We start from the raw sequence: 24,810 nt of genomic DNA, 5'->3' as shown, positions 1-24,810 counted from the left end.
CTCCCCGTCTGCTGTCTCTTAGTCATGTTTCTATGCAGACTAAGAGGCAGCCTACAGCGACTGGTGATACAGCCGCACGGCTTTGTCCGGGTAGTCCAGCCCGTCGCCGATATAACGCCAGCCGTGTTTTTCGTAATAGCCGCTAAACGTGGCGAACAGATAAAGATCGTCAAAGCCCTGACGGCGGCAGAAATCCAGTACGTGCTGTTGCAATGCGATGCCCAACCCTTTGTCACGCTGGCTTTCTTCCACGTACAGCGATGCCAGCCAGGGCGTCAGATCCTGTCGGCTGATTAAATCGCAGCGCCATAACCCCACCGTCCCGACTAGACGCTCGCCCTCCAGCGCAATAAACGTCAGTGGTAGTGCCGCCGGGTTCAGGCTATTGCGCACCACGCTGGCAAAGAATTCACGGCTGTTCTGGCTACCGAACGCCTGCCATATCCAGTCAATTACCTGCTCTTGATGCTGAGGATGATCCGCCAGATAAACAATCTTCACCTTAGTAAGGTCTGTCATCGTTACACCAGTTTTCCTTGAAAAATCGGTACAGAATCAAATAAATAGCCGTCAAATTCCGGAGCATCAGCGTCAGAAATTTCCATCAGCGTATTTTTGACGTTTTCGAGGTGCTGCCACATGGCCTGATAAGAGCCGGACACATCGCGACGCCGCAGCGCAGCCAGAATAGTCTGATGATCCGCCAGCCATTTCAGACGATAGCCCTGCGTTCCGACGTGGGTATAAAGCTGCTGCCAGAGCGCGTTATCATCACGACATTCCCAGATATTGCTGACCGTTTCCAGCAGCATCTGGTTTTGCGTCGCACCGGCAATTTGCAGATGGAACAGGCGATCGAAATCGCCACGGTAATCTTTTCCGGCAATCGCGGCCTGCTCTTGTTCCAGCGTCTTACGCAGGTTTTCGATATCCGCACGCGTTGCCATGCGGGCCGCAAACGCCGCAATATTGCTTTCCAGCAGTTGGCGAGCCTGTAGCATTTCAAACGCGCCGATATGGTTTTTGCCACCGTCTGCCGCGTCGTCTTCATCAGGAATACGCAAGACATAAACCCCGGAGCCTTGACGAATATCGACTGTGCCTTCCAGTTCAAGCATCAGTAGCGCTTCGCGTACTATCGTCCGGCTAACGCCATAGGTTTCCGCAATATTTCGTTCAGGAGGAAGGCGCGATCCGACGGGGTAATCCCCTGACTGAATCTTCTGACGCAAATCACAGCCGATTTCCTGATATTGCTTCTTCTCTTGCAGAACCACATCCTTCGCCACGCTTTCACCCTACATGCACTGTCGCCCTAAGTGCGGGCGTCAGGCCCGCTCTGATTTTGCCCGTCATACGTCAAGCTGCAACTTGAATGATGACGGGCACCTCTCCAGCCACGTACTGACGCTGCGGTGGGGCATTAGTTTACCAAACTCAGCGCCTGATCCAGTACTTTTGCGCCATTTAATGTGCCGTAGGCGACGGGGTCGATCACCGCGATAGGAATCTGGTAGCTGTCCGTCAGCTTTTTATTTTCGTTAAGTTTGAAGCGCACCTGCGGCCCCAGCAAAACCGCAATAATGTCGCCGCCGAACTCCTGCAACTCATCCCGCAAATTTTGCTCTGGGATCGCGTAGATCTTAAACGCCATTCCCCGTGTTTCCGCTTCCTTCTCCATCTTGGTGACCACCAGTGAGGTCGACATTCCTGCTGAACAGGCCAGTACGATTCTTTTCATATTCCGTTCCTCATTTTGGTTATCTGCACCTATTTCTCTTCATCATCCAGCGTCAATTCAAGCCGACGCGTGTCGTGTAGCTGACGAAACCAGGCGGCGGATTTTTTCGGCCGCCGTTGCCGACCCTGTTCCAGATCGATTTCGATCAATCCGTAGCGGTTTTTAAACGCGTTCATCGGCGAGACGTTGTCGGTAAACGCCCACAGCATGTAGCCGCGGCAGTTTGCCCCCTCTTCCTTCGCCTTCAGCGTCCAGTAAAGGTGCTCGGCAATAAATGCGATGCGGTAATCGTCCTGAATCACGCCCGCATCGTCTTTAAAGCGCGCTTCGTTCTCGATACCGATACCGTTTTCCGCCACAAACCACGGCGCATTGCCGTAGTCGCGCTCTATGCGTTTCGCCATGTCGTAAATGATTTTGGGATTGATCTCCCAGCCACGCGAGGTGTTCATCCGACGCCCCGGCAGCTCAAAGTGCTCGTAGTAATAGGCCGGGTGGAACGGTGTCTCCTTGTTCCATTCGCGGCTGGGCGCTTTGACCCGATGCGGGTAATACAGGTTGATCCCCACCTCATCGACCGTATTATCCCGAATGATCGCCAGCTCTTCTTCCGTGTAATCCCACTTCACCTGATGCTGTGCCAGTAATGCCATCAGTTCCGCCGGATATTCCCCTTTTAACGCCGGATCGAGGAAAACCCGGTTATAGAACAGATCGTAAAGGTGCGCCGCTTTCACATCGTGCGCCGCACGGGATCGCGGATACGTGACTTCGGGATTGAGGATCACGCCGATCGAGCCGCCATTCTGGTGATAGCCCTGCTGCCGAAACCGCTGCACCACTTTTGCCGTCGCTAGATTCTTATGGTGATTCCACTGCATCCAGGTGTGCGTGTTCTGCTCATAAGGGTAGCGTAGCGCGTCCAGATAAACGCGCGTCTGCACCACAATCGGCTCATTGAAGGTAAACCAGCGCTTCACTTTCCCGGCATAGCGGGCAAAAACCGCGTCGGCGTACAGCACAAACCACTCCACCACCTGCTTTGATGACCAGCCCTGATACTTCTCCAGCAGGCAAGCGGGCAGCTCGTAATGTTCAAGGCAGATCATCGGTTCGATTCCCTGCCGGTGCATTTCATCCAGCAGGTTATCGATGTAGGCCGCGTACTCTTCGTCGACGATGCCTTGCTCATAGTCCAGCATAAAGCGTGACCAGTTGATCGACGTACGATAGTGCGTCAGCCCTGCCAGCTTCATCAGCGCCACGTCTTCCCGATAGCGATTAAAGAAATCCGTCGCTTTCGCCGGGCCGTAGCCGTTATGCCAAACCTGACGATCCTGCTTGTACCAGAGATCCAGATAGGAATCCTGCCCGGCTTTCTTGCCGCTCCATCCTTCCGTTTGCCATGCCGATGCCGCTGCGCCCAGAATAAAATCCGGTGGAATAGTCAGTGCAACCTTACTCATGCGTTACCTCTCTTCTCGTCCGTTTCAGGCTTTTTCCGCTGCGGCCTGCTTTTCTGCTTCCAACTGCGCCAGTTCAGCACGACGGGACGCCACTTTGACAAACGGCAGATAGATCAGCATCGCGACGATGATGCATACGATCTGTGTAGCGACGGCTCCCATCGATCCCGCCGTCGACAGCCAGGCGTTAATGATCGGCGGTGTAGTCCACGGCACCATCACCACGGCTTTGCCCGCAAAGCCCATACTGGTGGCGAAATAACCAATCGTGCCCGTCACTAACGGTGTGATAATGAAGGGAATAGCCAGAATCGGGTTGAGCATAATCGGCATACCAAAAATTACCGGCTCATTAATATTGAACACGCTGGGGCCGAAAGAAATTTTGGCGATCTCTTTCATCTCTTTGCGCTTGGAGGCAATCATCACCGCCAGCAGCAGGCCAATGGTCAAGCCGGAACCGCCGATGCTCATGTACACATCCCAGAACGGCATAGTGATAATGTTCGGTATCTCATGCCCCTGTTCAAACGCGGTCATGTTGACGGCAATCGCCCCCAGCAGCAGCGGCTCACGAATCGGTTTAATCATCTGGTTGCCGTGAATCCCGATCACCCAGAACAGCTGAGCGACAAACATCAGTACCAGTAAACCGGGTAGGCTTTGCACTACGGATTCCAGCGGCTGCTGTACGATTTTATAAACGGCATCATATAGATACATGCCCGTCACGCGGTGAAACACAAACCCAAAGGTGGCAATCGCAACCACCGTGATGATGGAGGGAAACAGAGCAGAAAAAGAGGCGGCGACGTTGGGCGGCACGCTGTCCGGCATTTTAATCTGCAACCGATCAATATTTTGTAGCTTGGTATACATCTCGACAGACAGGATGGCGATGAACATCCCCAGAAACAGGCTTTTGGTATCGGAGAACTGTTTAGCCAGCACGTCTTTCACCACCATCATCTGCCCGTTGACGGCCATTTCGATCGTGGTTGGCGTGACGGCAATAAAGCAGATCACCGCAAGCAGGCCGGGAAACAGCCCGCGTGAACCGTTAATCTTCCCAAGCTCGATACCAATCAGGAAGACGGCACCGATAGTCAGAAAGCTGAGCGTGGCGTAGTTAATGCCACTCATAATCGGTTTAAGTTCAGCCAGAAACGAAAATAGGGGAAAACTGGCCAGACCATTTTTCGGGTCCATCACCATGTTGGAAATCAGAACGGAAAACGCCCCGACGATAATGACTGGCATCAGCGTAATAAAGGATGCCTTAATCGCCATAATGTAACGCAGACTGTTAAATTTATTGGCAAATGAGCCCAATGAATCAATCAGTTGGTCCTTAAATGACATAACACCACCTCTTTCATCATCATATTGTTATATCGCGTGTGACACGCGGGATGGCCGTTACGCGCAGGGTAAATGCAGGTACCGCGCTTTCGCGTTTGGCATACCAAAAATCAACCATAATGAATTATTTTTCTGTGACATGATTCTCACAAGACGATATTGGAATTCCAATATGATGAAAATGTGATTTTTGGCATACCATAAATTCTCAGCCACATAAGTTCTCAACCAACTTGGGCTGCTTTCCTGACTGCGATAAGGAAACCTACGATGAAAGACACAGAAAACATTCCTGCATTCGATATGGAACAAACCGTGATGGAACTGCTGATTAATGCGGGTGAAGCGCGCTCAAACGCCATGATGGCCATTCAGGCCGCGCGTCAGCGGGAGTGGCAACAGGCTGACGATCTGCTCGCGGCGTCACAAGAAGCGGCGCGTGCGGCTCACCGCGTTCAAACACGGCTGATCGGTCTGGACGAAGGGGAAGGCAAGGTGCCCGTCAACCTGATCATGGTGCATGCGCAGGATCATCTGATGACCGCCATGCTCTGCCGGGATTTGGCGGAAGAGATTGTCTTGCTACGCCGAGAAATGGCTGCATCACAAAATTGACAAAAATCTGATTGAGAAACGAACATCAGGCGTTAAATCCAACAATATGCCTGTGGTAACATGCCATATGATGTTCGTAACAGGGATGAATAGGCGTTTTTAGCCCGTCATCATACTCAATTAAGGTGCAGCGATGAAAACCATGCTTGAGGTGGCAAGACGTGCAGGCGTGTCTAAAGCGACCGTCTCCAGAGTGCTAAACGGCACGGGTCAGGTCAAACAGGCAACACGCGATGCCGTATTTCAGGCAATGGAGGAGCTAGGCTACCGTCCTAACTTTCTGGCGCGTTCGCTGGCTCGTCGTACTTCAAACAGCATTGGTCTCGTTATTTCCAATTTTGACGGCCCCTACTTTGGCCGCCTGTTGCGCCGTGCGGCGGATATCGCGGAAAGCAACGGTAAACACCTGATCGTCACCGACGGGCACGATACGCCGGAAGATGAGCAGCGTGCGGTGCAGCTTCTGTCTGACAGACAATGCGACGCCATTATCCTCTATACCCGCTATATGTCCGAATCGGACCTCATGACGCTGCTCGACACGCTGACTATTCCGATGATCGTGATGAATCGCGATCTGCCACAGGCGCGGGAACGCTGTATTTTCTTCCGCCAGCAGCAGGCCGCGTTTGACGTGGTGAATTACCTGATCGAACAGGGCCACCGAGAGATCGCCTGCATCACCGCACCGATGAAAACGCCGACGGCGCAGGCGCGGCTCGCGGGCTATCAGCAGGCATTAACCACCCACCAGATCGCGCTTGAACCACGTCGGGTGGCATATGGCACCAGCATGGTCGCCAGCGGCTATCAGGCTGCACGCCAGTTGCTGGACAGCGGCGTCAGCTTTAGCGCGCTGTTTGTCAGCAACGATCACATGGCGATTGGCGCGATGAAAGCGCTGTACGAGGCGGGAAAAAAATTACCGCAGGATGTCTCCGTCTTCGGTTTTGACGATGAGCCCTGCGCGACCTATCTGCACCCTTCACTTTCCACCGTCTACATGCCGATTGAAGAGATGGCCGCCACCGCGATTACGCAAGTACTGGATCTGATCGCGGGCAAAGACGTCAACCCGCTACAGCCCTTCACCGGAGAGCTAAAAATCCGCGAGTCGGTACAGAAAGGGCCGTACTACGCTAAGTAAAGCTCACCGTAAAACTGCGTCCCATGTAAGCAGCCTGCACGGGGTCACCTCTTTAGCCATGTTCAATCAACATCACCGCGCTCGTATCCGCTTCCAGCGCATCAAACAGGTGCGGGACATCCGCCGAATAGCTGATGTAATCCCCCGTGCTCAGTTCGACGGGCTGTGTGACAGGCCCGATTCTGGCGCGGCCGCTGCTCAGAATCACATGTTCTATCGTTCCGGGCATATGCGGTTGCGAGATTCTAGCCTCGCCCGGCTGCACCTTAAGCCGATAGATATCACGCTGCACGCCAGCCGGACAGGCAGCCAGCAGCGTCGCGGCATAGTTTGCCTGCTCCGAATAGGTGGCTGCGCCTTCATTAGCTCGAATCACCTGTACGTGCTGACGAGATTGGCCAATCAACTGGCTGACCTGCACGTCAAGTGCCATCGCCAATGCCCAGAGCGTTTCCAGGCTCGGGTTGCCGATCCCGGTTTCCAGCTGTGAAAGCGTTGATTTAGCCAGCCCCGCACGCTTTGCCAGCTCGGTGACTGACAGGTTTAACCGCTCACGTTCACGCCGAATAGCAACGGCCAGCCGTGCAATAGGCGTGATTTCCTGCACGCCATTTTCCTGATTATCGATCGTCATAGCGTTCACCATAATGTCCATTTGTTCGACTTGACGAACAAATGGTTTGTGTTCATTATTTTGTCCTGTTGTTCATTATAAAAAATTTCGTTCGCTATAGCAGCACACTTTTCACACTGACAGGCAGGAAAAAAAGATGACACCCCAGACTCGCGGCACGATAGAAATGACTATCGCGATGATCATTTCCGGTACGGTTGGCTGGTTCGTTTTAACGGCAGGACAGCCAGCCATGACGGCGGTCTTCTGGCGCTGCGCGTTCGGCGCATTGACGATGTTAATCGTCTGCGGGCTATTGGGATTGCTGCGGCGAGGTATCATTAGCAGAAAACAGGCTGGCATTGCCGTACTCGGTGGTCTGGCGCTGGTGCTCAACTGGACGCTGCTGTTCGGTGCTTACTCGCAGGCATCTATTGCCGTCGCCACTGTGGTTTATCACTCGCAGCCCTTTATGCTTGTGGGGCTAGGCGCGATCTTTTTCAGGGAAACGCTGACCCTCAACAAAACCAGCTGGTTACTGTGCGCCTTTGGCGGCATCGTCCTGATCGTCAGCGCTCAAACCGAGGCCGACAGCGATAGTAACGGTTATCTCTCTGGCGTACTGATGGCATTAGGTGCTGCGTTCTTTTATGCCATTGCAGCCGCGATAACGAAAAAACTGTCAGGAATTCCGCCGCATGTGCTCGTGCTGATACAGCTGCTCGTTGGCGTTGTGGTTCTTGCGCCCTTCGCGGCAATACCTGCTTCTCCTACGGCTTCACAGTGGGGAATGCTTGTGGCGATTGGCGTGATCCATACCGGGCTAATGTCGACGCTCTTGTACAGCGCGATCCAGAAGATCCCGACCGCGCTGGTTGGCGCACTGTCGTTTATCTATCCCGTTATCGCGGCGCTGGTAGACTGGGCGGCTTTTGGGCATCGGTTGGATGCCATGCAGCTTGCCGGGGCGGTCGCAATTCTGCTGTCCGCCGCCGGAATGACGTTCGGCTGGCGCATCACGTTCTGGGGGAAAAGCAGAGCGCTTCTCCCCTGATACCACCGAATAAAACCGATTAAAGCGCTTCCAGCGCCAGCAGCTCGTCCAGCGTCTGACGACGGCGAATCAGGCGCGGTTCGCCGTTTTCAAACAGCACTTCCGGCAGCAGCGGACGGCTGTTGTAGTTAGAAGACATGGATGCACCGTACGCACCGGTGTCATGGAATACCAGATAGTCGCCAACCTGCGCATCTGGCAGCGCGAACGTTTCCACGCCGCCGCCTGCCTGCTGGGTGAACACATCTCCGGATTCACACAGCGGACCGGCAATCACGCTGTCGCGCAGCGTGGACTGGCTGATATCGCGGCCATCGCCCGACAGCAGAGAAACATGGTGATAGCTGCCGTACATCGCCGGACGCATCAGATCGTTAAATCCGGCATCGACCAGCACAAAGTGGCGACTTCCCATCGATTTTATCGCCCGAACTTCCGCCACCAGCACGCCGGATTCGGCGACCAGAAAACGTCCCGGTTCGATTTCCAGCGTCACCGGATGGCCAAGGTGTGCAGCAATTTTCTCGCGCGCCGCGTTCCACAGCCCGTAGTAGTGTTCAGTATCAATCGCTTCTTCGCCGTGGCGATAGGGAATAGACAACCCGCCACCCGCTGAAATCGCCTCGATATCCTGACCCAGCTCAACGACCTGCTGCACCATCGCCTCGCACACTTGTTCCAGATGGCCGTAATCGACGCCAGAACCAATGTGCATGTGGATCCCTACCAGCTTCAGCTGATAGCGCTGAATATGCGCCAGCGCCAGCGGCAAATCGCCGTACCAGATACCGTGCTTGCTGTTCTCGCCGCCGGTGTTGGTTTTCTGGCTGTGACCATGACCAAATCCTGGATTCACACGCAGCCACACCGGATGTCCCGGTGACTGCTGCCCGAGCTGTTCCAGCATATCGACTGAACCGGCGTTCACCGGAATGTTCAGTTCGGAAACGCGTTGTAGCGTCGGGCGATCCAGCAGATCGGCGGTAAACACGATCTCATGCGCGTCGGTGCCCGGTACAAACCCCGCAATCAGCGCACGCTCGATCTCCCCCAGCGATACCGAATCCACTTTCACACCCTGCTCACGCATCAGGCGCAAAATATGCGTGTTGGAACACGCCTTCTGCGCGAAGCGAATGGTGTCGAACTGGCGCAGTTGGGCAATGCGGTTAACGATGGTCTGCGCATCATAGGCCCAAACCGGACAACCAAAGCGGGCAGGCAGTTCACGCAGGCTTTGTGCGTTCAGAGCATGTGTTACGTCATTCAGATCGTGTGGCATAAAAAGTTACCAATTACGGGTTAATCGTGGTTGAGAAGCACTATAAAAATTACCTCCCTGGTAAACAAATATCGTTTTAGGCAGACTCTATTCATTTCTGATATGGTTTATCAAACTGATGGTTTATAAAAATAAATCAAGGAGGCGACATGGCGGCAGTATCCCTGCGACACATCGAGATTTTCCATGCAGTCATGACCACTGGCAATCTGACAGAAGCGGCGGACCTGCTGAACACCTCGCAGCCGACCGTCAGTCGTGAGCTGGCCCGCTTCGAGAAACTGATTCAGATGACGCTGTTCGAGCGGCTACGCGGCAGGCTTTACCCCACCGCGCAGGGACTACAGCTGTTTGAAGAAGTGCAGCGCTCTTACTATGGACTGGATCGGATCATCAACGCCGCCAGCGATATTCGCCGTTTTCAGCAGGCGCAGCTTTCTATTACCTGTCTGCCCGTGTTTTCACAGTCACTGCTACCTGATGTCTGCAAGCCGCTGCTGGCGCGTTATCCACTGCTTAATCTGCACATCATTCCGCAGGAATCGCCGCTGCTGGAAGAGTGGCTGTCTGCCCAGCGCCACGATTTGGGCCTAACGGAAAACAGCCTCACGCCAGCCGGTACCGAGCGGCAAACGCTGATGTTACTCAATGAAGTGTGCGTGCTGCCTGCCGGGCATCCGCTGGCGCAAAAAGCGGTGCTCACGCCGCAGGATTTTGCCGATGAACCCTTCATCAGCCTGTCGAGCGCCGACAGCTATCGCCAGTTGCTGGACAAGCTATTTCAGGAACAAGGTGTGTCGCGCCGGATGGTGCTGGAAACACACAGCGCGGCGTCAATGTGTGCGATGGTGCGGGCGGGCATCGGGCTGTCCATCGTTAACCCGCTCACCGCCTTGGATTATGCCGCCTCCGGCGTGGTCGTGCGGCCTTTCAGCATCGATGTACCTTTTACGGTCAGCCTGATTCGTCCGTTGCACCGCCCCGCTTCAGCACTAGTCGATACCGTGATTGATCAACTCAAGCAGTATGCCGCGGGCGTGCCTTCACGTCTGGAGCAGGTCTTGCGGCAGTAATACTCCGGCCTTGGTTCGGCTCACTTCACCGATTACAGCGCTAACGCCCGCCAGCGAGGATCGTGAGCAAACCATTCCACCAGAAAATCCAGCAGGGTACGCAGCGCGGCGGGCATCTGGCGGCGCGAGGTGTAAATACCATAAATCCCCATCGCCTGCGGACGGTATTCCGGCAACAGCGCTACCAGTTGTCCGTTAGCGAGATAAGACGCCACAGAATAGCGCGGTTGCAGGGCGATGCCGGCTCCTTCCAACGCACCGGCCAGCAGCACCAGCGACTCATTGCCGCTCAGGTTACCGCTAACGGGAATCGTAAACTTTTCATCACCGCGGGAAAAATGCCACAGGCTTTTGCCGAAATAGGTGTAGGTCAGGCAGTTATGAATCGAAAGATCGGTTAGCTGTCGTGGAATACCGTGCTCATTCAGATAAGAGGGCGACGCACACAGCACCGACTCACAGCTTGAAAGCGGTCGGGCGATCAAATTAGGATCCAGTTCATTGGTGATACGCAACGCCAGATCGATACGTTCCTCAACCAGATTCACCGTTCGGTTATTCATTTGCAGGTCGATAGCGACCCGAGGATGCCGCCGCAGGAAAGCCGTTATCGCCATACCGAGCGCCCCCTGCGCCAGCGACTGCGAACAGCCGATGCGCAGCAAACCGCTTAACGTGGCATCGTCGGTATCGGCCTCGACGCGCATATCCGCCGTCAGCGCCAGCATCTCCCGACAGCGCGCCAGCGTTTTTTCACCGGCATCCGTCAGACTCAGCTTGCGCGTGGTGCGGTGCAATAACCGCGCCCCCGCCCACGTTTCCATCTCCGCCAGATAGCGCGTCACCATTGCCCGAGACATATCCAGCGTGTCCGCCGCCGCGATCATGCTACCGCGGTCTACAATAGTCACAAACACTTCGGCTGCCGTTATACGATCCATAAACTAGTCCGTTTTATGCAACAAACAATTGCCATTTTTGCGGTTTTTCGTACGATTAATGCAACATAACATGAACCCACTTTCTGTCATACCTGTGGAGTATCACCATGTCTAAATCTATCGCTTTTACCGTATCTTTACTCGCTGCATCGCTGGGCCTGGCTTCTGCTGCTAACGCCGCCGAGTTAAAAATCGACGTGTTTAATCCAGGTGAAGCCAGTGTATTCCCTGTTTCCTCTGAAATTATCAGCGGCGATAAAGAAGTCGCCCTGATTGATGCGCAGTTCCAGCGTAACGATGCTCAAACGCTGGTTGATCGCATCAAAGCCACCGGAAAAAAGCTGACCACCGTTTATATCAGCCACTCCGATCCTGACTACTATTTCGGTCTGGACGTGATTAAAGCCGCGTTCCCAGACGCTAAAATCGTTGCGACCCAAGCCACCATCGATGCGATTAACGCCAGCAAAGACGGCAAAGTGGCACACTGGGGCCCAGTTCTGAAAGAAAACGCGCCGAAAGAGATCGTCGTTCCTCAAGCACTGGAAGGCGATAGCTTTACTGTTGACGGTAAAAAACTGGAAGTGAAAGGTCTGAAAGGGCCAACGCCGGATCGCACGTACGTCTGGATCCCTTCGCTGAAAGCTGTAGTAGGCGGTATTCCGGTGTCTGCCAACATCCACGTTTGGCTTGCCGATACCCAAACGCCAGAATCTCGCGTTCACTGGCGTGAAACGCTGAAATCCATTGAAGCGCTGAAGCCAACCACCGTCGTGCCGGGTCACTTTATCGCGCCAACGGATTACACCTTGAAAAACGTGACCTTTACGCTGCAATATCTGGATACGGTGGAAAAAGAGCTGGCAAAAGCAAAAGATTCTGCCGAACTGATCGCAGCAATGAAAAAACACTACCCGACGCTAAAAGAAGAATCGGGTCTTGAACTGAGTGCCAAAGTCCTGAAAGGTGAAATGAAGTGGCCACAGTAAGACTGCATTACATTTACGATCCGTTGTGTGGCTGGTGCTACGGCGCCGCCCCACTCGCACTGGCCGCGCAGGAGATTGACGGGATGGATCTGATCCTCCACGGCGGCGGTATGATGACGGGCAGCAATAGCCGCACCATCACCCCAGAGTGGCACGATTATGTGATCCCTCACGATCGCCGCATTGCGCAAATGACCGGGCAGACCTTCGGGGAAGCGTATTACGAAGGGCTGTTGCGCGACACCAGCGTCGTGCTGGATTCCGCACCGCCAACAGCTGCCGTACTCGCTGCGGAAGCGATGGCAGACAAAGGTATGGTGATGCTGCACGAGATCGAACGTGCACACTACGTTTCTGGGCTCAAAATCGTAGACGCCGCCGTACTGCGTCAATGCGCTGAAGCGATCGGTTTGGATGGCGACGCCTTCAGCACCGAGTGCACCTTTACTCAGGCAGAAACGCTGTCAACACACATCAGCGCCAGCCGAGAATTACTGGCGAAAGTGCGCGGACAAGGTTTCCCCACGTTTGCACTGGAAGACGGCAACGGGAATTTCCAGCAAATCCCGGCAGCAAACTACCTCGGTCAGGTAGACGCGTGGCGTAAGGTGCTGACACAGATGGTCAGCCACGCCACCGTATAATCCTTCATAAGGGAGCAGAGCACACAGCCTGCTCCTTTTTTTTGTTCCCGATACTGTCTGTATCTCGCCCCCTTAAACCGTTAAAGTATCCCCTTCTCGATAAACCAGTACACGGCGGCGTTATAAACGTTATGGTTTATTTATTGCGTCGTAACAGGCGCTTTTTATTATTAAAAATGTGAAGGATTGCACATGAAATTTATTTCATTACTTTTTGTCATCGCACTCTCACTTGTCCTGCCAACGGCACACGCCGTAGCCAGCGACGTTGAGAATAAAACACTCGCAGAAATGCAGCAGCTAGCGAACAACGGTAATGTGGACGCACAGTTGGCGCTGGGCGACATGTACTATGACGGTGACGGCATAGAAGAAGATTACGCGCAAGCCAAAACGTGGTACATGAAAGCGGCAGGGCAAGGCAATGCCTACGCACAATTGATGTTGGGTGACATGTACTATAACGGTGACGGCGTAGAGAAAGATTATGCGCAAGCAAAAGCGTGGTACACAAAATCCGCAGAGCAAGGCAGTGCTGACGCGCAATATGAACTTGGCACCATGTATTTTGACGAAAAAGAGTTTGCTAAAGCGATCTCGTGGTTTAAAAAATCGGCAGATCAAGGCATACCTGATGCACATTTCGACCTGGCGGTAATGTATCTAAATGGAGTGGGTACTCCGGTAAATGCCAGAACGGCGTTTACGCATTTTAAAAACGCAGCAGAACAAAATATGCAAAAAGCACAGTTCATGACTTCAGCAATGTACGCTGACGGCATTGGTGTTAAGAAGAATGACTCTCAAGCCTATTTTTGGTTCTCGGTATTCAATCGAAACGAGAAAGATCTGGAATGGGGCTCAATTCCAGATATCCAAAAAGCCACTCAGATGCATGAGAAAAGAATACAAGAAATTGAGAAAAACATGTCGCAAAGTGAGCTTCAGGAGTCTAAACGCTTACAGGACAAATTTATAAAAAAACAGCATAATAACAATCAGTAACGTTGTGTTTTTGTGATAAAAAAGGGATGCAACGGGATAATCATCAAGCAATTTTGACGTAATTAAATTGCCAATTCCCCATCGTTTCATCAACCAAACGGCCATCAGGCCGTTTGGTTGATTGATTTTGCTCTGGCGACACGTGACACAGTCGTGTTCATGTCTTTCCAAGACCAGATACTACAAACGCCTCTGGACTGATGCTCATACCCTACTCAACGTTTACCTCCAGAGCGACTTTTTGTTGACCCAGATAAGTATCAGAACAGGGACCTCGAAGCAGCAGCTCAAAGAGCAAAACGATGTAGAACCTTTGCTAATTTTTAATCGTTCTTTGAAAGACAAAGCGTTATTAAAGACAGGATAATGAAAATTAAAATTAGTTGGAGAGGTAAATATGGTAGTGTTCAATGATTCTAGTTTAATTAATAGATTACAGGAATGTAATTCAAATACAAAAAAACAACCCAAAGGTATAAACGCCTTTCTTTTAAATTTAAAGATTGTTAAAAACAGTAATCTTGGTAAAGCGCACACTTCCTCTCACAACGAGAATAAGCAGTTAAGCCAGACAGTAAAGTACCAAGACCAACCATGTCAGTTGCAATCAGATAAAAACTTGGAAATTAAAGGTTTTCCAGTGCCTCCTGAAATGCTTGATAAGTTAAAAATAATAATGAAAGGTTTACCAGTGTCCTCTGAAACGGCTGGAGCGAAATCGATTCCAGACAAGGACAGCACTAGCGAACAAGTAAGCCAAATAAAAAGGCGGCAGGCCCCCCCACCTCCGGCAAAGCCGGAACTGCCCCTGAAGTCAAAACTAGCAAAGCCGGAACTGCCCCCGAAGCCAAAACTGGCAAAGCCGGAACTACCCCCGAAGCCAAAACTGGCAAAGCCGGAACTACCCCCGAAGCCAAAACTGGCAAAGCCGGAACTACCCCCGAAGCCAAAACTGGCAAAGCCGGAACTACCCCCGAAGCCAAGACTGGCAAAGCCGGAACTACCCCCGAAGCCAAGACTGGCAATGAGAGACGTTCAACAGAACCCTGAAATGGCAAAAGTGAATAAGCCTTTTTTTTACCCCACGTCGCACAAGGCTGTTAACCACTAAACAGGTGGGCACTTTATTCTGGCCGACACATGCTCGCAGCTTCAATACGTTAAATAGTCCGCTTCTGCTGTCTTCAGGTCAGCAGGAGCAAAGTTGTTACGGCAACGTAACGAAATCAGCAATGCCTTTCTCATCCATCCGATAGCGGATCCACTCATCCTGCGGCTGTGCACCAATGCTTTTATAGAAATCGATCGCGGGTTGATTCCAGTCCAGCACGCTCCATTCCAAACGGCCACACTGCCTTTCTTGTGCGAGGCGCGCGACCTGTTTCAACAGCGCTTTACCCGCTCCCGCTTGACGATACGCCTGCGCAATGTAGAGATCTTCCAGATAGATGCCATATTTCCCCAGCCAAGTTGAGTAGCTCATGAAGAAAATCGCATAGCCGACGGGCTTGCCATCAATCTCGCAAATCAGCGTTTCAGCCGTCGCCCTTTCGCCAAATAACGAGCGCTCAATATCGTCGAGCGATGCTAACACTTCATGGCGCGCCTTCTCATACACGGCAAGTTCGATGATTAAATCCAGAATCACGCTCGCATCTGATTTCTGCGCGGAGCGGATAACTATGTTCATAAATTCTGGTTCCATAAGGGCTGAGTTCATAAAGTCTCTCTTCTCTGGTGCTAATTTTCCAGTGCTAACCATAACCAAAGCTTGCCATGCTACCGGATTAAAATACTGTATGAACTGCATTTCTACAGCGACTGATGAATACCAGACGGAACGCCGTCGTATCGATTTAAATCACTGGTGGGTGTCTAACCACGTGTACCAGCATCGATCCATGGCTACAGCGGCAAAAGAGCCGCCGATATGCTCTGCGTTGTTATTTGGGTCGAACCCTAAGAGCATCAGCAGCCTGCTCGCTTTCCGCTTTGGAAAAGTTGGCATAGATAAGCGCATCGAGTAACGCAGTGCAATCGATCGTCGGATAGATCTCTGGACTCAGCAAAAGCGAACCGATTTCCTGAACCGTCAACTGAGGGTAGACGGCGTGTGATGCCACGGCGATGTCACGAGCGGCATAACCCAGTTTGCGTAAAATCACTGCAATCTGCTGGTGTGCTATCGCATCCTGATACACGGTATAGAGCACATCGGCAATTAATGTCGATGTCAAAACGGAAATACGGGACACATCACCAGCTCGGCTTCCCAATGCCTGAAGGATGTGTTCGACGGCCTGTTCTGGCGTTTTTCCCTGCGCCTGTTGTGAAGCCAGTACGGAAACCAATTTATTTTTTATTTCATCATTTGCCATCGTTCGGTTCCTTCATACATTGATTACAGATGTAACTTTAGTATAAGCACGCTACCTGTCATGGCAGTAATGAGCAAATAAAATCATGCGGCGGTACCCTTCAATAGGTACAAAAAGACATCAATCGACTTCGAGGTGTATAATAACGCCCATCTTTAGGAAACGCGGGTTTGCCCTCACCACGAAAGCCACGCGAAGAAAGATAGCTTGAAGTATGACAGGGATAAAACACAGTTTGATACAACTCCGCACACATCGTTCCACCCTCTTTTTTCCTGGAATGCGATAATCCTCCGATAAAAATCGTATTTTCGTTTATGCCCAATCATTTTCATCACCTCAAAAGACCATGTAAAATGAAAGGCTTAGTGAGCAAGAAGGCTATAAGTCATGATCACCACCGACGGTAATAACGCAGTCGCCTCTGTGGCCTGGCGAACCAATGAAGTCATCGCCATCTACCCGATTACGCCCAGTTCCAGCATGGCTGAACACGCGGCCGCTTGGTCGAGCGATGGCGGGCTGAATATATGGGGAGATACGCCCCGCGTTGTTGAAATGCAATCGGAAGGCGGCGCGATCGCTACCGTCCACGGCGCATTGCAGACGGGCACACTCGCCACCACGTTTACCTCATCGCAGGGTCTGCTGCTGATGATCCCCACGCTGTATAAGCTGGCCGGTGAGCTAACCCCCTTCGTCCTGCATGTCGCTGCCCGTACGGTTGCGACGCATGCGCTTTCCATCTTCTGCGATCATTCGGACGTCATGGCCGTGCGCCAGACGGGTTGTGCCATGCTGTGCGCCAGCAATGTGCAAGAAGCCCAAGACTTTGCGCTGATTTCGCAAATCGCTAGCCTGAACAGCCGTCTGCCGTTTATCCATTTCTTCGACGGTTTCCGTACCTCACACGAAATCAATAAGATTGAGCCGCTGAGCGATGACGTAATCCGTCAGCTTCTGCCACAGAAATCCATTGATGCACACCGTGAGCGAGCGCTCACACCGGAACGTCCGGTGATTCGTGGTACCGCCTCTAACCCGGATACCTTCTTCCAGGCGCGCGAAGCAACCAACCGTTGGTATGACGCGGCTTATGAGCACGTTGAGCAGGCGATGAACGATTTCGCCGCCGCGACAGGACGCCAGTACCAGCCGTTTGAATACTACGGCCACCCGGAGGCGACCAAAATCGTCGTTCTGATGGGTTCCGGCGTCGGCACCTGCGAAGAAGTGATCGATACGCTGCTGACGCGCGGCGAGAAAGTCGGCGTGGTGAAAATCCGCCTGTATCGTCCGTTCTCTGCCAAGCATCTGCTGGCCGTCATTCCGCAAACGGCGAAGAGCATCGCGGTGCTAGACCGCACGAAAGAGCCGGGTGCGCTGGCAGAACCGCTGTATCTCGATGTGATGACCGCGCTGGCCGAGGCGTTCTCCGCAGGTGAGCGTTCACTTATGCCACGGGTGATTGGCGGTCGTTACGGACTGTCTTCCAAAGAATTTACCCCGCAGTGCATACAGGCGATCTTTAATGAGTTAGCACTTGCTAACCCACGACCGCGCTTCACTGTCGGGATTTATGACGATGTCACCAACCTGTCGCTGCCACTGCCGGAACAGCATTTTCCCAGCAGCGCGTCGCTCGAAGCTCTGTTCTACGGTCTGGGCAGTGACGGCACCGTTTCTGCGACCAAGAACGCGATCAAAATCGTCGGTGAAACCACCCCGATGTTTGTGCAGGGTTACTTTGTCTATGACTCGAAGAAAGCCGGTAGCCTGACCGTTTCCCACATGCGTGTTGGCCCGCACCCGATCAACTCAGCCTATCTGATTGATCAAGCCGATTTCGTCGCCTGCCATCAGTGGCAGTTTATCGACAAGTACAGCATGGTCGAACGACTGAAGCCCGGCGGCGTTTTCCTGATCAACTCGCCGTATACCAGCGAGGATCTGTGGCACCGTTTGCCGCAGGAAGTGCAGGCGGGGCTGAATCAGCGCAACGCCCGCGTTTACTGCATCAATGCCGCCAAGATTGCCCGCGAATGTCATCTGGGCGCACGTATTAATACCGTCATGCAGATGGCGTTCTTCCACCTGTCACAGATTCTGCCGGCCGATGTGGCGGTAGAAAAACTGCGTACCGCCATTGCCAAGAGCTACGGCAGTAAAGGTCAGGAACTGGTTGAGCGTAACTGGCAGGCGCTGAGCGCCACGCTGGAAGCGCTGGCAGAAGTGCCGCTGGAAGCCGTCAACCCAGACAGCCCACAGTGGCCGCCTGTCGTTTCCGACGCCGCCCCCGATTTCGTCAAGACTGTCACGGCCGCGATGCTGGCTGGGCTGGGCGATACGCTGCCCGTTTCTGCCCTGCCGCCCGATGGCACCTGGCCGACTGGCACCACCAAGTGGGAAAAACGCAATATCGCGGAAGAGATTCCGCTGTGGCAGCCGCAGCTTTGTACGCAGTGTAACCACTGTGTAGCCGCCTGCCCGCACTCAGCTATCCGCGCCAAAGTCGTTCAGCCAGACGCAATGGAAAATGCACCAGCCTCACTGCAATCGCTGGATGTGAAAGCGCGTGATATGCGCGGTCAGAAATACGTGTTGCAGGTCGCCCCTGAAGACTGCACCGGTTGTAATCTGTGTGTGGAAGTCTGTCCGGCCAAAGACCGTCAGAACCCAGAAATCAAAGCCATCAATATGGAATCCCGTCTGGATAATCTGACGGCGGAAAAAGAGAACTTCGATTTCTTCCTGCAACTGCCGGAAATCGACAAATCCACGCTGGAACGTATCGATATCCGTACTTCCCAGCTGATTTCGCCGCTGTTTGAATACTCCGGCGCCTGCTCCGGCTGTGGCGAAACGCCGTACATCAAGCTGCTAACACAGCTCTATGGCGATCGTCTGCTGGTCGCGAATGCGACAGGTTGCTCGTCTATTTATGGCGGTAACCTGCCCACCACGCCGTGGACGACTGATGCCAACGGCCGCGGTCCGGCCTGGGCTAACTCGCTGTTCGAGGATAACGCCGAATTCGGTCTGGGCTTCCGCCTGAGCGTCGATCAACACCGTCAGCGTGCCGTGCGCCTGCTCAACAAGCTGGCACCGCAACTGCCGCCGGATCTGGTTAACGCGTTGCAGGAAGAATCCATCGCCCCCGATCTACGCCGTCAGCAGATTGAACAGCTGCGTGGATTGCTGTCAGCCATCAATGATACCGACGCCACCGTGCTAGCGAATGAAGCCGACCACTTTGTCGATAAATCCATCTGGCTTATCGGCGGGGACGGCTGGGCGTACGACATCGGCTACGGCGGGCTGGATCACGTCATGAGCCTGAGCGAAAACGTCAACGTGCTGGTGCTGGATACCCAGTGTTATTCCAACACCGGTGGACAGCAGTCCAAAGCGACACCCCTGGGCGCCGTCACCAAATTTGGCGAGAAAGGCAAACGCAAAGCGCGTAAAGATCTCGGCATCAACGTCATGATGTACGGTCACGTGTATGTCGCGCAGATCTCACTGGGCGCACAGCTGAACCAGACGGTGAAAGCGATTCAGGAAGCCGAAGCCTGGCCGGGCCCGTCGCTGATTATCGCGTACAGTCCGTGTGAAGAGCACGGCTACGATCTGGCATTCAGCCACGATCAGATGCGTCAATTGACGGCAACGGGCTTCTGGCCGCTCTACCGCTTCGATCCACGTCGCGCCGAGGAAGGTAAACCTGCACTGGTGACGGATTCTCGTCCACCATCCAGCAGCCTGAGCGAAACGCTGCTGAAAGAGCAACGCTTCCGCCGCCTGAATAGCATGATGCCGGAAGAAACCGCACAGCTCTATGAAGAAGCGGAACTGGATCTGCGCCGCCGCTTTGACTTCCTGACCATGATGGCAGGCAAGGCAGAGAAAAACCCGCAGGAATAACGTTCTCCCTCAAACCGGCTTCGGCCGGTTTTTTTATGGCGTGCCATCCCTGGCCGCCACCCTTACGGGCCGTTGCTGATGCAACGTTAAAAATTTCTCCCGGTAATTTTTTATGGCGTGCCATCCCTGGCCGCCACCCTTACGGGCCGTTGCATCTTTTCTCTATCCGAACGAGGTTGAATACCGAAGAATCCAGCGTCGATAACCCAGTTTGTCAGGCACGGTAAAGAAGGGCTGACAAGGAGCAAGTTACCTTATACTTTATGGGATTATTCGCTCGTTACAGTGTCAAACCGCTCTCAACGTCGCAGAGGACAAAACATGAAAGGAAAGTTCGCACCATCGCAGATTGCATTGCACTGGCTGGTTTTTCTGTTGCTCGTTGTGACCTATGCCACGATAGAACTACGCGGATTGGCTGAACGCGGTTCGCTGCTGCGCACCGTGATGATGGTGACACATTTTAGCTGTGGCGTAGCCATACTGGTTCTTATGCTGGCTCGCTTGTTCTTACGCCATCGCCATACCTCACCGGCTATTACGCCACCGCCGTCCCGCTGGCAAAGTGCGCTGGGCTCACTCACTCACGCCGTCATTTACCTACTATTTATCACGCTGCCGATACTGGGCGTTGCCTCGCGCTACTATAGCGGTCGGGACTGGATGCTTTTTGGGATCGGTATGCCAACCTCCGCTACACCGAATTTTGACCTGACTGAAACGCTGATCGGCTGGCATGAAACGCTGGCACCGCTAGGGTACTGGCTCATCGCGCTGCATACCGCAGCCGCCCTGTTCCACCACTATGTCATGAAAGACAACACGCTGCTGCGCATGATGCCAGCCAAACGCGATTAATCGGGCAACGAAGGAGCAAGCATGAAAGTCGCACTGGGACAATTCGCCGTAGACCGCGAGTGGCAACAAAACGCCGCGACCATTACTGAGTTTATGTCGGCAGCACAGCAAAACGGTGCCGACCTGCTGGTGCTGCCTGAAGGCGTGCTGGCTCGCGATATCACCAACCCCAACATGGTGCTCACTGCTGCTCAGCCGCTTGATGGCCCGTTTGTGTCGCAACTGCTGGAAGCCAGCAAAGGCAACAACCTGACGACCATGCTGTGTGTGCATATCCCGAATGGCGAAGGGAAAGTTTGGAATACGCTGCTGGCGCTGCGCAATGGTGAGATCGTCGCACAATACCGGAAGCTGCATCTGTACGATGCGTTTTCCGTACAGGAATCGGAGAACGTGCTGGCAGGCGAAGCGATTCCACCGTTGTTGACCATCGCCGGGCTTAACGTCGGGCTGATGACCTGCTATGACATCCGCTTCCCTGAGCTTGCTCGCCGTCTGGTACTGGACGGTGCTGACGTACTTGTTCTTCCGTCCGCCTGGATCAAAGGGCCGCTGAAAGAAGCGCATTGGGAGCTACTGGTGCGCGCAAGAGCGCTGGAAAACACCACTTATCTCGTTGCCGTTGGCGAATGCGGCGTCAAAAATATCGGCAACAGCATGGTGGTCGATCCTTTAGGCGTTGTCGTAGTTCAGGCACCGGAAACACCGGCCCTCGTCTATGCCGACATTGACCCAGAACGACTGGCGTATGCCCGTCAGATTCTTCCGGTACTGGCTAATCGCCGCTTTAACAAACCCACATTGGAAGAGGAAAATTGAGTCGCGGTTCACTCTACGCTGCTTTCTTTCTCATTCGGGCGCCAAAAAGTGTGATTAGTTACACATGTTGTTTCCCTCTGAGGCCGTTCTGCACATATAATGCGCATCCGGTCGCATGGCGACCCTAGCAGACCAGCCTCCTGATTCGGGGGGTGCATTCACCACTCAAATAAAGAAATGAAAATGAGTATTCGCGCGATCTTTACTTTAGTTTTTGCAGCAGCCGCATTCAGCCAGGCTGCTTTTGCCGTTGTTTATCCTCTGCCTGCGGCTAACAGCCGACTGATAGGCGAGAATATCGACATCACCGTACCGGAAGACAGCACACAGCCGTTGGAACATTTTGCATCACAGTTCCAAATGGGTCTGAGCAACCTGATGGAAGCCAACCCAGATGCGGATGTTTACCTGCCTATTCCCGGCAGCAAAATGGTCATTCCTCATCAGTTGATTCTGCCAGATGCACCGCGTGAAGGCATTGTCATCAACAGTGCAGAAATGCGTCTGTACTATTACCCGAAAGGCTCCAAGACCGTGGTCGTGCTGCCAATCGGGATTGGCGAGTTAGGTAAAGATACGCCGATTAACTGGACAACCTCCGTTCAGCGCAAGAAAGCGGGCCCAACCTGGACGCCAACCGCGAAGATGCACGCAGAATATGCGGCACGCGGCGAAACCCTGCAAAAAGTTTTCCCGGCTGGCCCAGATAACCCAATGGGGCTGTATGCGCTGTACATCGGTAACCTGTACGCGATCCACGGCACCAATGCCAACTTCGGTATTGGCCTGCGTGTAAGCCACGGCTGCGTCCGTCTGCGCGCCGATGATATCAAGTATCTGTTCAACAACGTTCCGGTCGGTACTCGTGTTCAGTTCATCAATGAGCCAGTGAAAGCCACCGTTGAGCCAGATGGTTCACGCTATGTTGAAGTTCACAATCCGCTGTCTCGCACGGTAGAAGAATTCCATTCTGATTCTCCGGCACCGATCAGCATGACGCCAAAAGTGAGCAAAGTTCTGGCCGACGCCAGCGTGAACACCAGCGAAGTTGATCAGGCAATCCAGAGACGTTCTGGTATGCCGACCAAAATCAATGGTCTGATCGAACAAGCCACGCCAGCCATTCCGGTTGAATCTGTTGCGGCACCTGTTGCACCAGAAGCACAGCCGCAAGATAGCCTCAATGCCGTGCAAAATGCCGCACCGGTTGAAGCACAGACGACGACCGCAGCAGACGCTAACCGTTCGTAATCGCCTATGACGCGTTGGAAATCAGAATCGGTTTCCAACGCGTTTCTCTACTATCCCTACCGTTTACTTTTTCTGTGAGGCTTCCAGCGCCTGCGCTACATCAGCGATGATGTCGTCAATGTGCTCAATGCCGACCGAAATTCTGACCAGATCCTCACTTACTCCCGCTTTCGCCAGCTCTTCCGCATTCAACTGCCGATGCGTGGTACTTGCAGGATGGCACGCAAGCGATTTGGCATCGCCAATATTCACTAGTCGTAAAATCATCTTCAGCGCATCAATAAAATGCCCCCCTGATGCTTTCCCGCCTTTAATGCCAAAACTGATAATCCCAGATGCCTTACCCGAGGTAATTTTGTCGCAGTTTGCTTTATAGGGGCTATCCGGCAACGCGCCATAGTTCACCCAGGTAACCAGTGGGTGCTGATTCAGGTAGCCAGCCAGCGCTTCGGCATTGCTGCAATGGCGTTCGATGCGCAGGCTGAGCGTTTCCAGCCCCTGCAACAGCAAGAACGTGCTGTGCGGAGAAAGCGCCGCACCGGTATTACGCAACGGCACCACGCGGCAGCGCCCAATATAAGCCGCCGGACCGAAAGCGTCGGTATACACCACGCCGTGGTAAGAAGGATCGGGCTCATTCAGTAACGGGAAACGCGCTTTATTCGCGACCCAGTCAAACTTGCCGGAATCGATAATCGCACCGCCGATTGTGGTGCCATGACCGCCGATATATTTGGTCAGTGAATGGACGACGATATCTGCGCCGTGCTCAAAAGGTCGGCACAGCACGGGCGTCGCCACCGTGTTATCAACGATCACCGGAACGCCGTGGCGATGCGCAATCTCCGCGATTTTGGCAATATCAACGATATTTCCCGCCGGATTCCCGATAGATTCACAAAAAACGGCACGAGTGCGTTCATCAATCAGCGATTCCAGCATCGTAAAATCATCGAAAGAGGCCATCCGCACTTCGACACCCTGACGTGGCAAAGTATGGGCAAACAGGTTATAGGTACCGCCATACAGTTGGCTGGTGCTGACGATATTATCCCCAACCTGCGTGAGCGCCTGAAGCGAATAGGTAATTGCCGCCATACCGGATGAAAGCACCAGCGCACCAATGCCGCCCTCAATAGCTGCCAACCGCTGTTCCAGCACCGCATTCGTCGGGTTCATGATACGGCTATAGATATTGCCCGCCACCTTCAAATCAAACAGATCGGCACCGTGCTGCGTGTCGTCAAATGTGTAAGAGGTCGTCTGGTAAATCGGCACGGCGGCGGACTTCGTTGTCGCTTCAGATTCATAACCATGATGTAGCGCGAGGGATTCAAGTTTCATCTTACGGACCTTTTTGGTGATCGTTGGAGTGAGGAAAATATCCAGACAAAATAGCAGACTGCGATTGGGAAAGGCACTTGATGATGTAGAAGAAATGGAGATAAGTTAGTAAAAACAAGACTAAATTTCAGCGTTACATTATTACACTGACGCGCCCTCACAAAACCGAGCTCTGCTGCTGAAACGAATCTGAAAAAACGATAAAATTTGTGCAGAGAAAAAAACGTGCGCACCGTAACCTATCTGCGCGTCACGTATTGCACCGCCTGCAAATCACAGCTACTTTTAACGTTATAAATCCCCC

General features: G+C 53.2%; 23 protein-coding genes. 12 read left to right on the top strand and 11 right to left on the bottom strand.

What is annotated here, in order from left to right:
- Positions 1-51: 51 nt before the first annotated feature.
- The 5 genes from K7X24_RS15220 to K7X24_RS15200 form a co-directional block, all read right to left on the bottom strand.
- Positions 52-519: a GNAT family N-acetyltransferase gene (locus tag K7X24_RS15220; RefSeq protein ID WP_224555620.1), complete on the bottom strand. Its 468-nt coding sequence runs from the start codon at positions 517-519 to the stop codon at positions 52-54.
- A gap of 2 nt (positions 520-521) precedes the next feature.
- Complete coding sequence (locus K7X24_RS15215; RefSeq protein ID WP_224555618.1) at positions 522-1,289, bottom strand: FCD domain-containing protein; 768 nt, start codon at positions 1,287-1,289, stop codon at positions 522-524.
- A 134-nt stretch (positions 1,290-1,423) separates the two neighbouring features.
- Positions 1,424-1,741 carry a PTS sugar transporter subunit IIB gene (locus K7X24_RS15210; RefSeq protein ID WP_103861779.1) on the bottom strand — a complete coding sequence of 106 codons (318 nt, stop codon included), beginning with the start codon at positions 1,739-1,741 and terminating at the stop codon, positions 1,424-1,426.
- A gap of 29 nt (positions 1,742-1,770) precedes the next feature.
- Positions 1,771-3,207, bottom strand: a complete 1,437-nt coding sequence (locus K7X24_RS15205) for a glycoside hydrolase family 1 protein (RefSeq protein WP_224555616.1) — start codon at positions 3,205-3,207, stop codon at positions 1,771-1,773.
- 24 nt (positions 3,208-3,231) lie between these two features.
- Complete coding sequence (locus K7X24_RS15200; protein WP_224555614.1) at positions 3,232-4,569, bottom strand: PTS sugar transporter subunit IIC; 1,338 nt, start codon at positions 4,567-4,569, stop codon at positions 3,232-3,234.
- A 270-nt stretch (positions 4,570-4,839) separates the two neighbouring features.
- On the opposite strand from K7X24_RS15200, the gene K7X24_RS15195 reads away from it, so the two are divergent.
- Positions 4,840-5,184, top strand: coding sequence for a PTS lactose/cellobiose transporter subunit IIA (locus K7X24_RS15195; protein ID WP_039488009.1), 345 nt, complete (start codon positions 4,840-4,842; stop codon positions 5,182-5,184).
- Between the two features lie 133 nt (positions 5,185-5,317).
- Entirely contained in the window at positions 5,318-6,331 is a 1,014-nt protein-coding gene (locus tag K7X24_RS15190) for a LacI family DNA-binding transcriptional regulator (RefSeq protein WP_224555613.1), read from the top strand.
- Positions 6,332-6,383: 52 nt separating this feature from the next.
- Here the strand turns inward: K7X24_RS15190 and K7X24_RS15185 are convergent, their stop codons facing one another.
- Positions 6,384-6,965, bottom strand: a complete 582-nt coding sequence (locus K7X24_RS15185; RefSeq protein ID WP_223878576.1) for a helix-turn-helix domain-containing protein — start codon at positions 6,963-6,965, stop codon at positions 6,384-6,386.
- Positions 6,966-7,101: 136 nt separating this feature from the next.
- Between K7X24_RS15185 and K7X24_RS15180 the strand changes: the two genes are divergently transcribed.
- Entirely contained in the window at positions 7,102-7,998 is an 897-nt protein-coding gene (locus K7X24_RS15180; protein WP_224555612.1) for a DMT family transporter, read from the top strand.
- Between the two features lie 19 nt (positions 7,999-8,017).
- Here the strand turns inward: K7X24_RS15180 and lysA are convergent, their stop codons facing one another.
- The gene (gene lysA, locus K7X24_RS15175; protein WP_039507068.1) at positions 8,018-9,280 is read right to left on the bottom strand and encodes a diaminopimelate decarboxylase; all 1,263 of its coding nucleotides are present in this window, start codon (positions 9,278-9,280) and stop codon (positions 8,018-8,020) included.
- Between the two features lie 149 nt (positions 9,281-9,429).
- Here lysA and K7X24_RS15170 point away from each other — a divergent pair, with 149 nt between their 5' ends.
- Entirely contained in the window at positions 9,430-10,353 is a 924-nt protein-coding gene (locus K7X24_RS15170; protein ID WP_224555611.1) for a LysR family transcriptional regulator, read from the top strand.
- A 32-nt stretch (positions 10,354-10,385) separates the two neighbouring features.
- Here the strand turns inward: K7X24_RS15170 and K7X24_RS15165 are convergent, their stop codons facing one another.
- Positions 10,386-11,294 (bottom strand): LysR family transcriptional regulator, encoded by a 909-nt coding sequence (locus K7X24_RS15165; RefSeq protein WP_224555610.1) that lies wholly within the window; start codon positions 11,292-11,294, stop codon positions 10,386-10,388.
- Positions 11,295-11,401: 107 nt separating this feature from the next.
- On the opposite strand from K7X24_RS15165, the gene K7X24_RS15160 reads away from it, so the two are divergent.
- From K7X24_RS15160 to K7X24_RS15145, 4 genes are all read left to right on the top strand, one after another.
- Positions 11,402-12,283 (top strand): MBL fold metallo-hydrolase, encoded by an 882-nt coding sequence (locus tag K7X24_RS15160; protein ID WP_039545662.1) that lies wholly within the window; start codon positions 11,402-11,404, stop codon positions 12,281-12,283.
- A complete protein-coding gene (locus K7X24_RS15155; RefSeq protein ID WP_224555609.1) occupies positions 12,271-12,927 on the top strand; it encodes a DsbA family protein in 657 nt (218 codons plus the stop codon). The genes K7X24_RS15160 and K7X24_RS15155 overlap by 13 nt, the downstream gene beginning before the upstream one ends.
- A gap of 192 nt (positions 12,928-13,119) precedes the next feature.
- Positions 13,120-13,932 carry a tetratricopeptide repeat protein gene (locus tag K7X24_RS15150; protein ID WP_224555608.1) on the top strand — a complete coding sequence of 271 codons (813 nt, stop codon included), beginning with the start codon at positions 13,120-13,122 and terminating at the stop codon, positions 13,930-13,932.
- 397 nt (positions 13,933-14,329) lie between these two features.
- Entirely contained in the window at positions 14,330-15,043 is a 714-nt protein-coding gene (locus tag K7X24_RS15145) for a hypothetical protein (protein WP_224555607.1), read from the top strand.
- A gap of 96 nt (positions 15,044-15,139) precedes the next feature.
- Here K7X24_RS15145 and K7X24_RS15140 read toward each other — a convergent pair whose 3' ends face one another.
- Together K7X24_RS15140 and K7X24_RS15135 are read right to left on the bottom strand one after the other, a co-directional pair.
- Complete coding sequence (locus K7X24_RS15140) at positions 15,140-15,622, bottom strand: GNAT family N-acetyltransferase (RefSeq protein WP_224555606.1); 483 nt, start codon at positions 15,620-15,622, stop codon at positions 15,140-15,142.
- A gap of 253 nt (positions 15,623-15,875) precedes the next feature.
- On the bottom strand, positions 15,876-16,310 hold the full coding sequence (locus K7X24_RS15135) for a hypothetical protein (RefSeq protein WP_224555605.1): 435 nt from the start codon (positions 16,308-16,310) through the stop codon (positions 15,876-15,878).
- A gap of 390 nt (positions 16,311-16,700) precedes the next feature.
- Here K7X24_RS15135 and nifJ point away from each other — a divergent pair, with 390 nt between their 5' ends.
- The 4 genes from nifJ (at position 16,701) to K7X24_RS15115 (ending at position 23,162) form a co-directional block, all read left to right on the top strand.
- Positions 16,701-20,234, top strand: a complete 3,534-nt coding sequence (gene nifJ / locus K7X24_RS15130) for a pyruvate:ferredoxin (flavodoxin) oxidoreductase (RefSeq protein ID WP_107332339.1) — start codon at positions 16,701-16,703, stop codon at positions 20,232-20,234.
- A gap of 321 nt (positions 20,235-20,555) precedes the next feature.
- On the top strand, positions 20,556-21,092 hold the full coding sequence (gene cybB / locus K7X24_RS15125) for a cytochrome b561 (RefSeq protein WP_224555604.1): 537 nt from the start codon (positions 20,556-20,558) through the stop codon (positions 21,090-21,092).
- Between the two features lie 21 nt (positions 21,093-21,113).
- Entirely contained in the window at positions 21,114-21,911 is a 798-nt protein-coding gene (locus tag K7X24_RS15120; RefSeq protein ID WP_224555603.1) for a deaminated glutathione amidase, read from the top strand.
- A gap of 183 nt (positions 21,912-22,094) precedes the next feature.
- Positions 22,095-23,162 (top strand): L,D-transpeptidase family protein, encoded by a 1,068-nt coding sequence (locus K7X24_RS15115; protein ID WP_010295777.1) that lies wholly within the window; start codon positions 22,095-22,097, stop codon positions 23,160-23,162.
- A 63-nt stretch (positions 23,163-23,225) separates the two neighbouring features.
- On the opposite strand, the gene K7X24_RS15110 is transcribed toward K7X24_RS15115, so the two are convergent.
- Positions 23,226-24,506, bottom strand: a complete 1,281-nt coding sequence (locus K7X24_RS15110; RefSeq protein ID WP_224555602.1) for an O-acetylhomoserine aminocarboxypropyltransferase/cysteine synthase family protein — start codon at positions 24,504-24,506, stop codon at positions 23,226-23,228.
- Between the last annotated feature and the right edge of the window lie 304 nt (positions 24,507-24,810).

Origin of the sequence: Pectobacterium versatile, assembly GCF_020166435.1 — a bacterium.
Taxonomy (GTDB): Bacteria; Pseudomonadota; Gammaproteobacteria; order Enterobacterales; family Enterobacteriaceae; genus Pectobacterium; species Pectobacterium versatile.
Note: the sequence above shows the minus strand (reverse complement) of the source record. Positions and strands in the feature narration are given on the sequence as shown.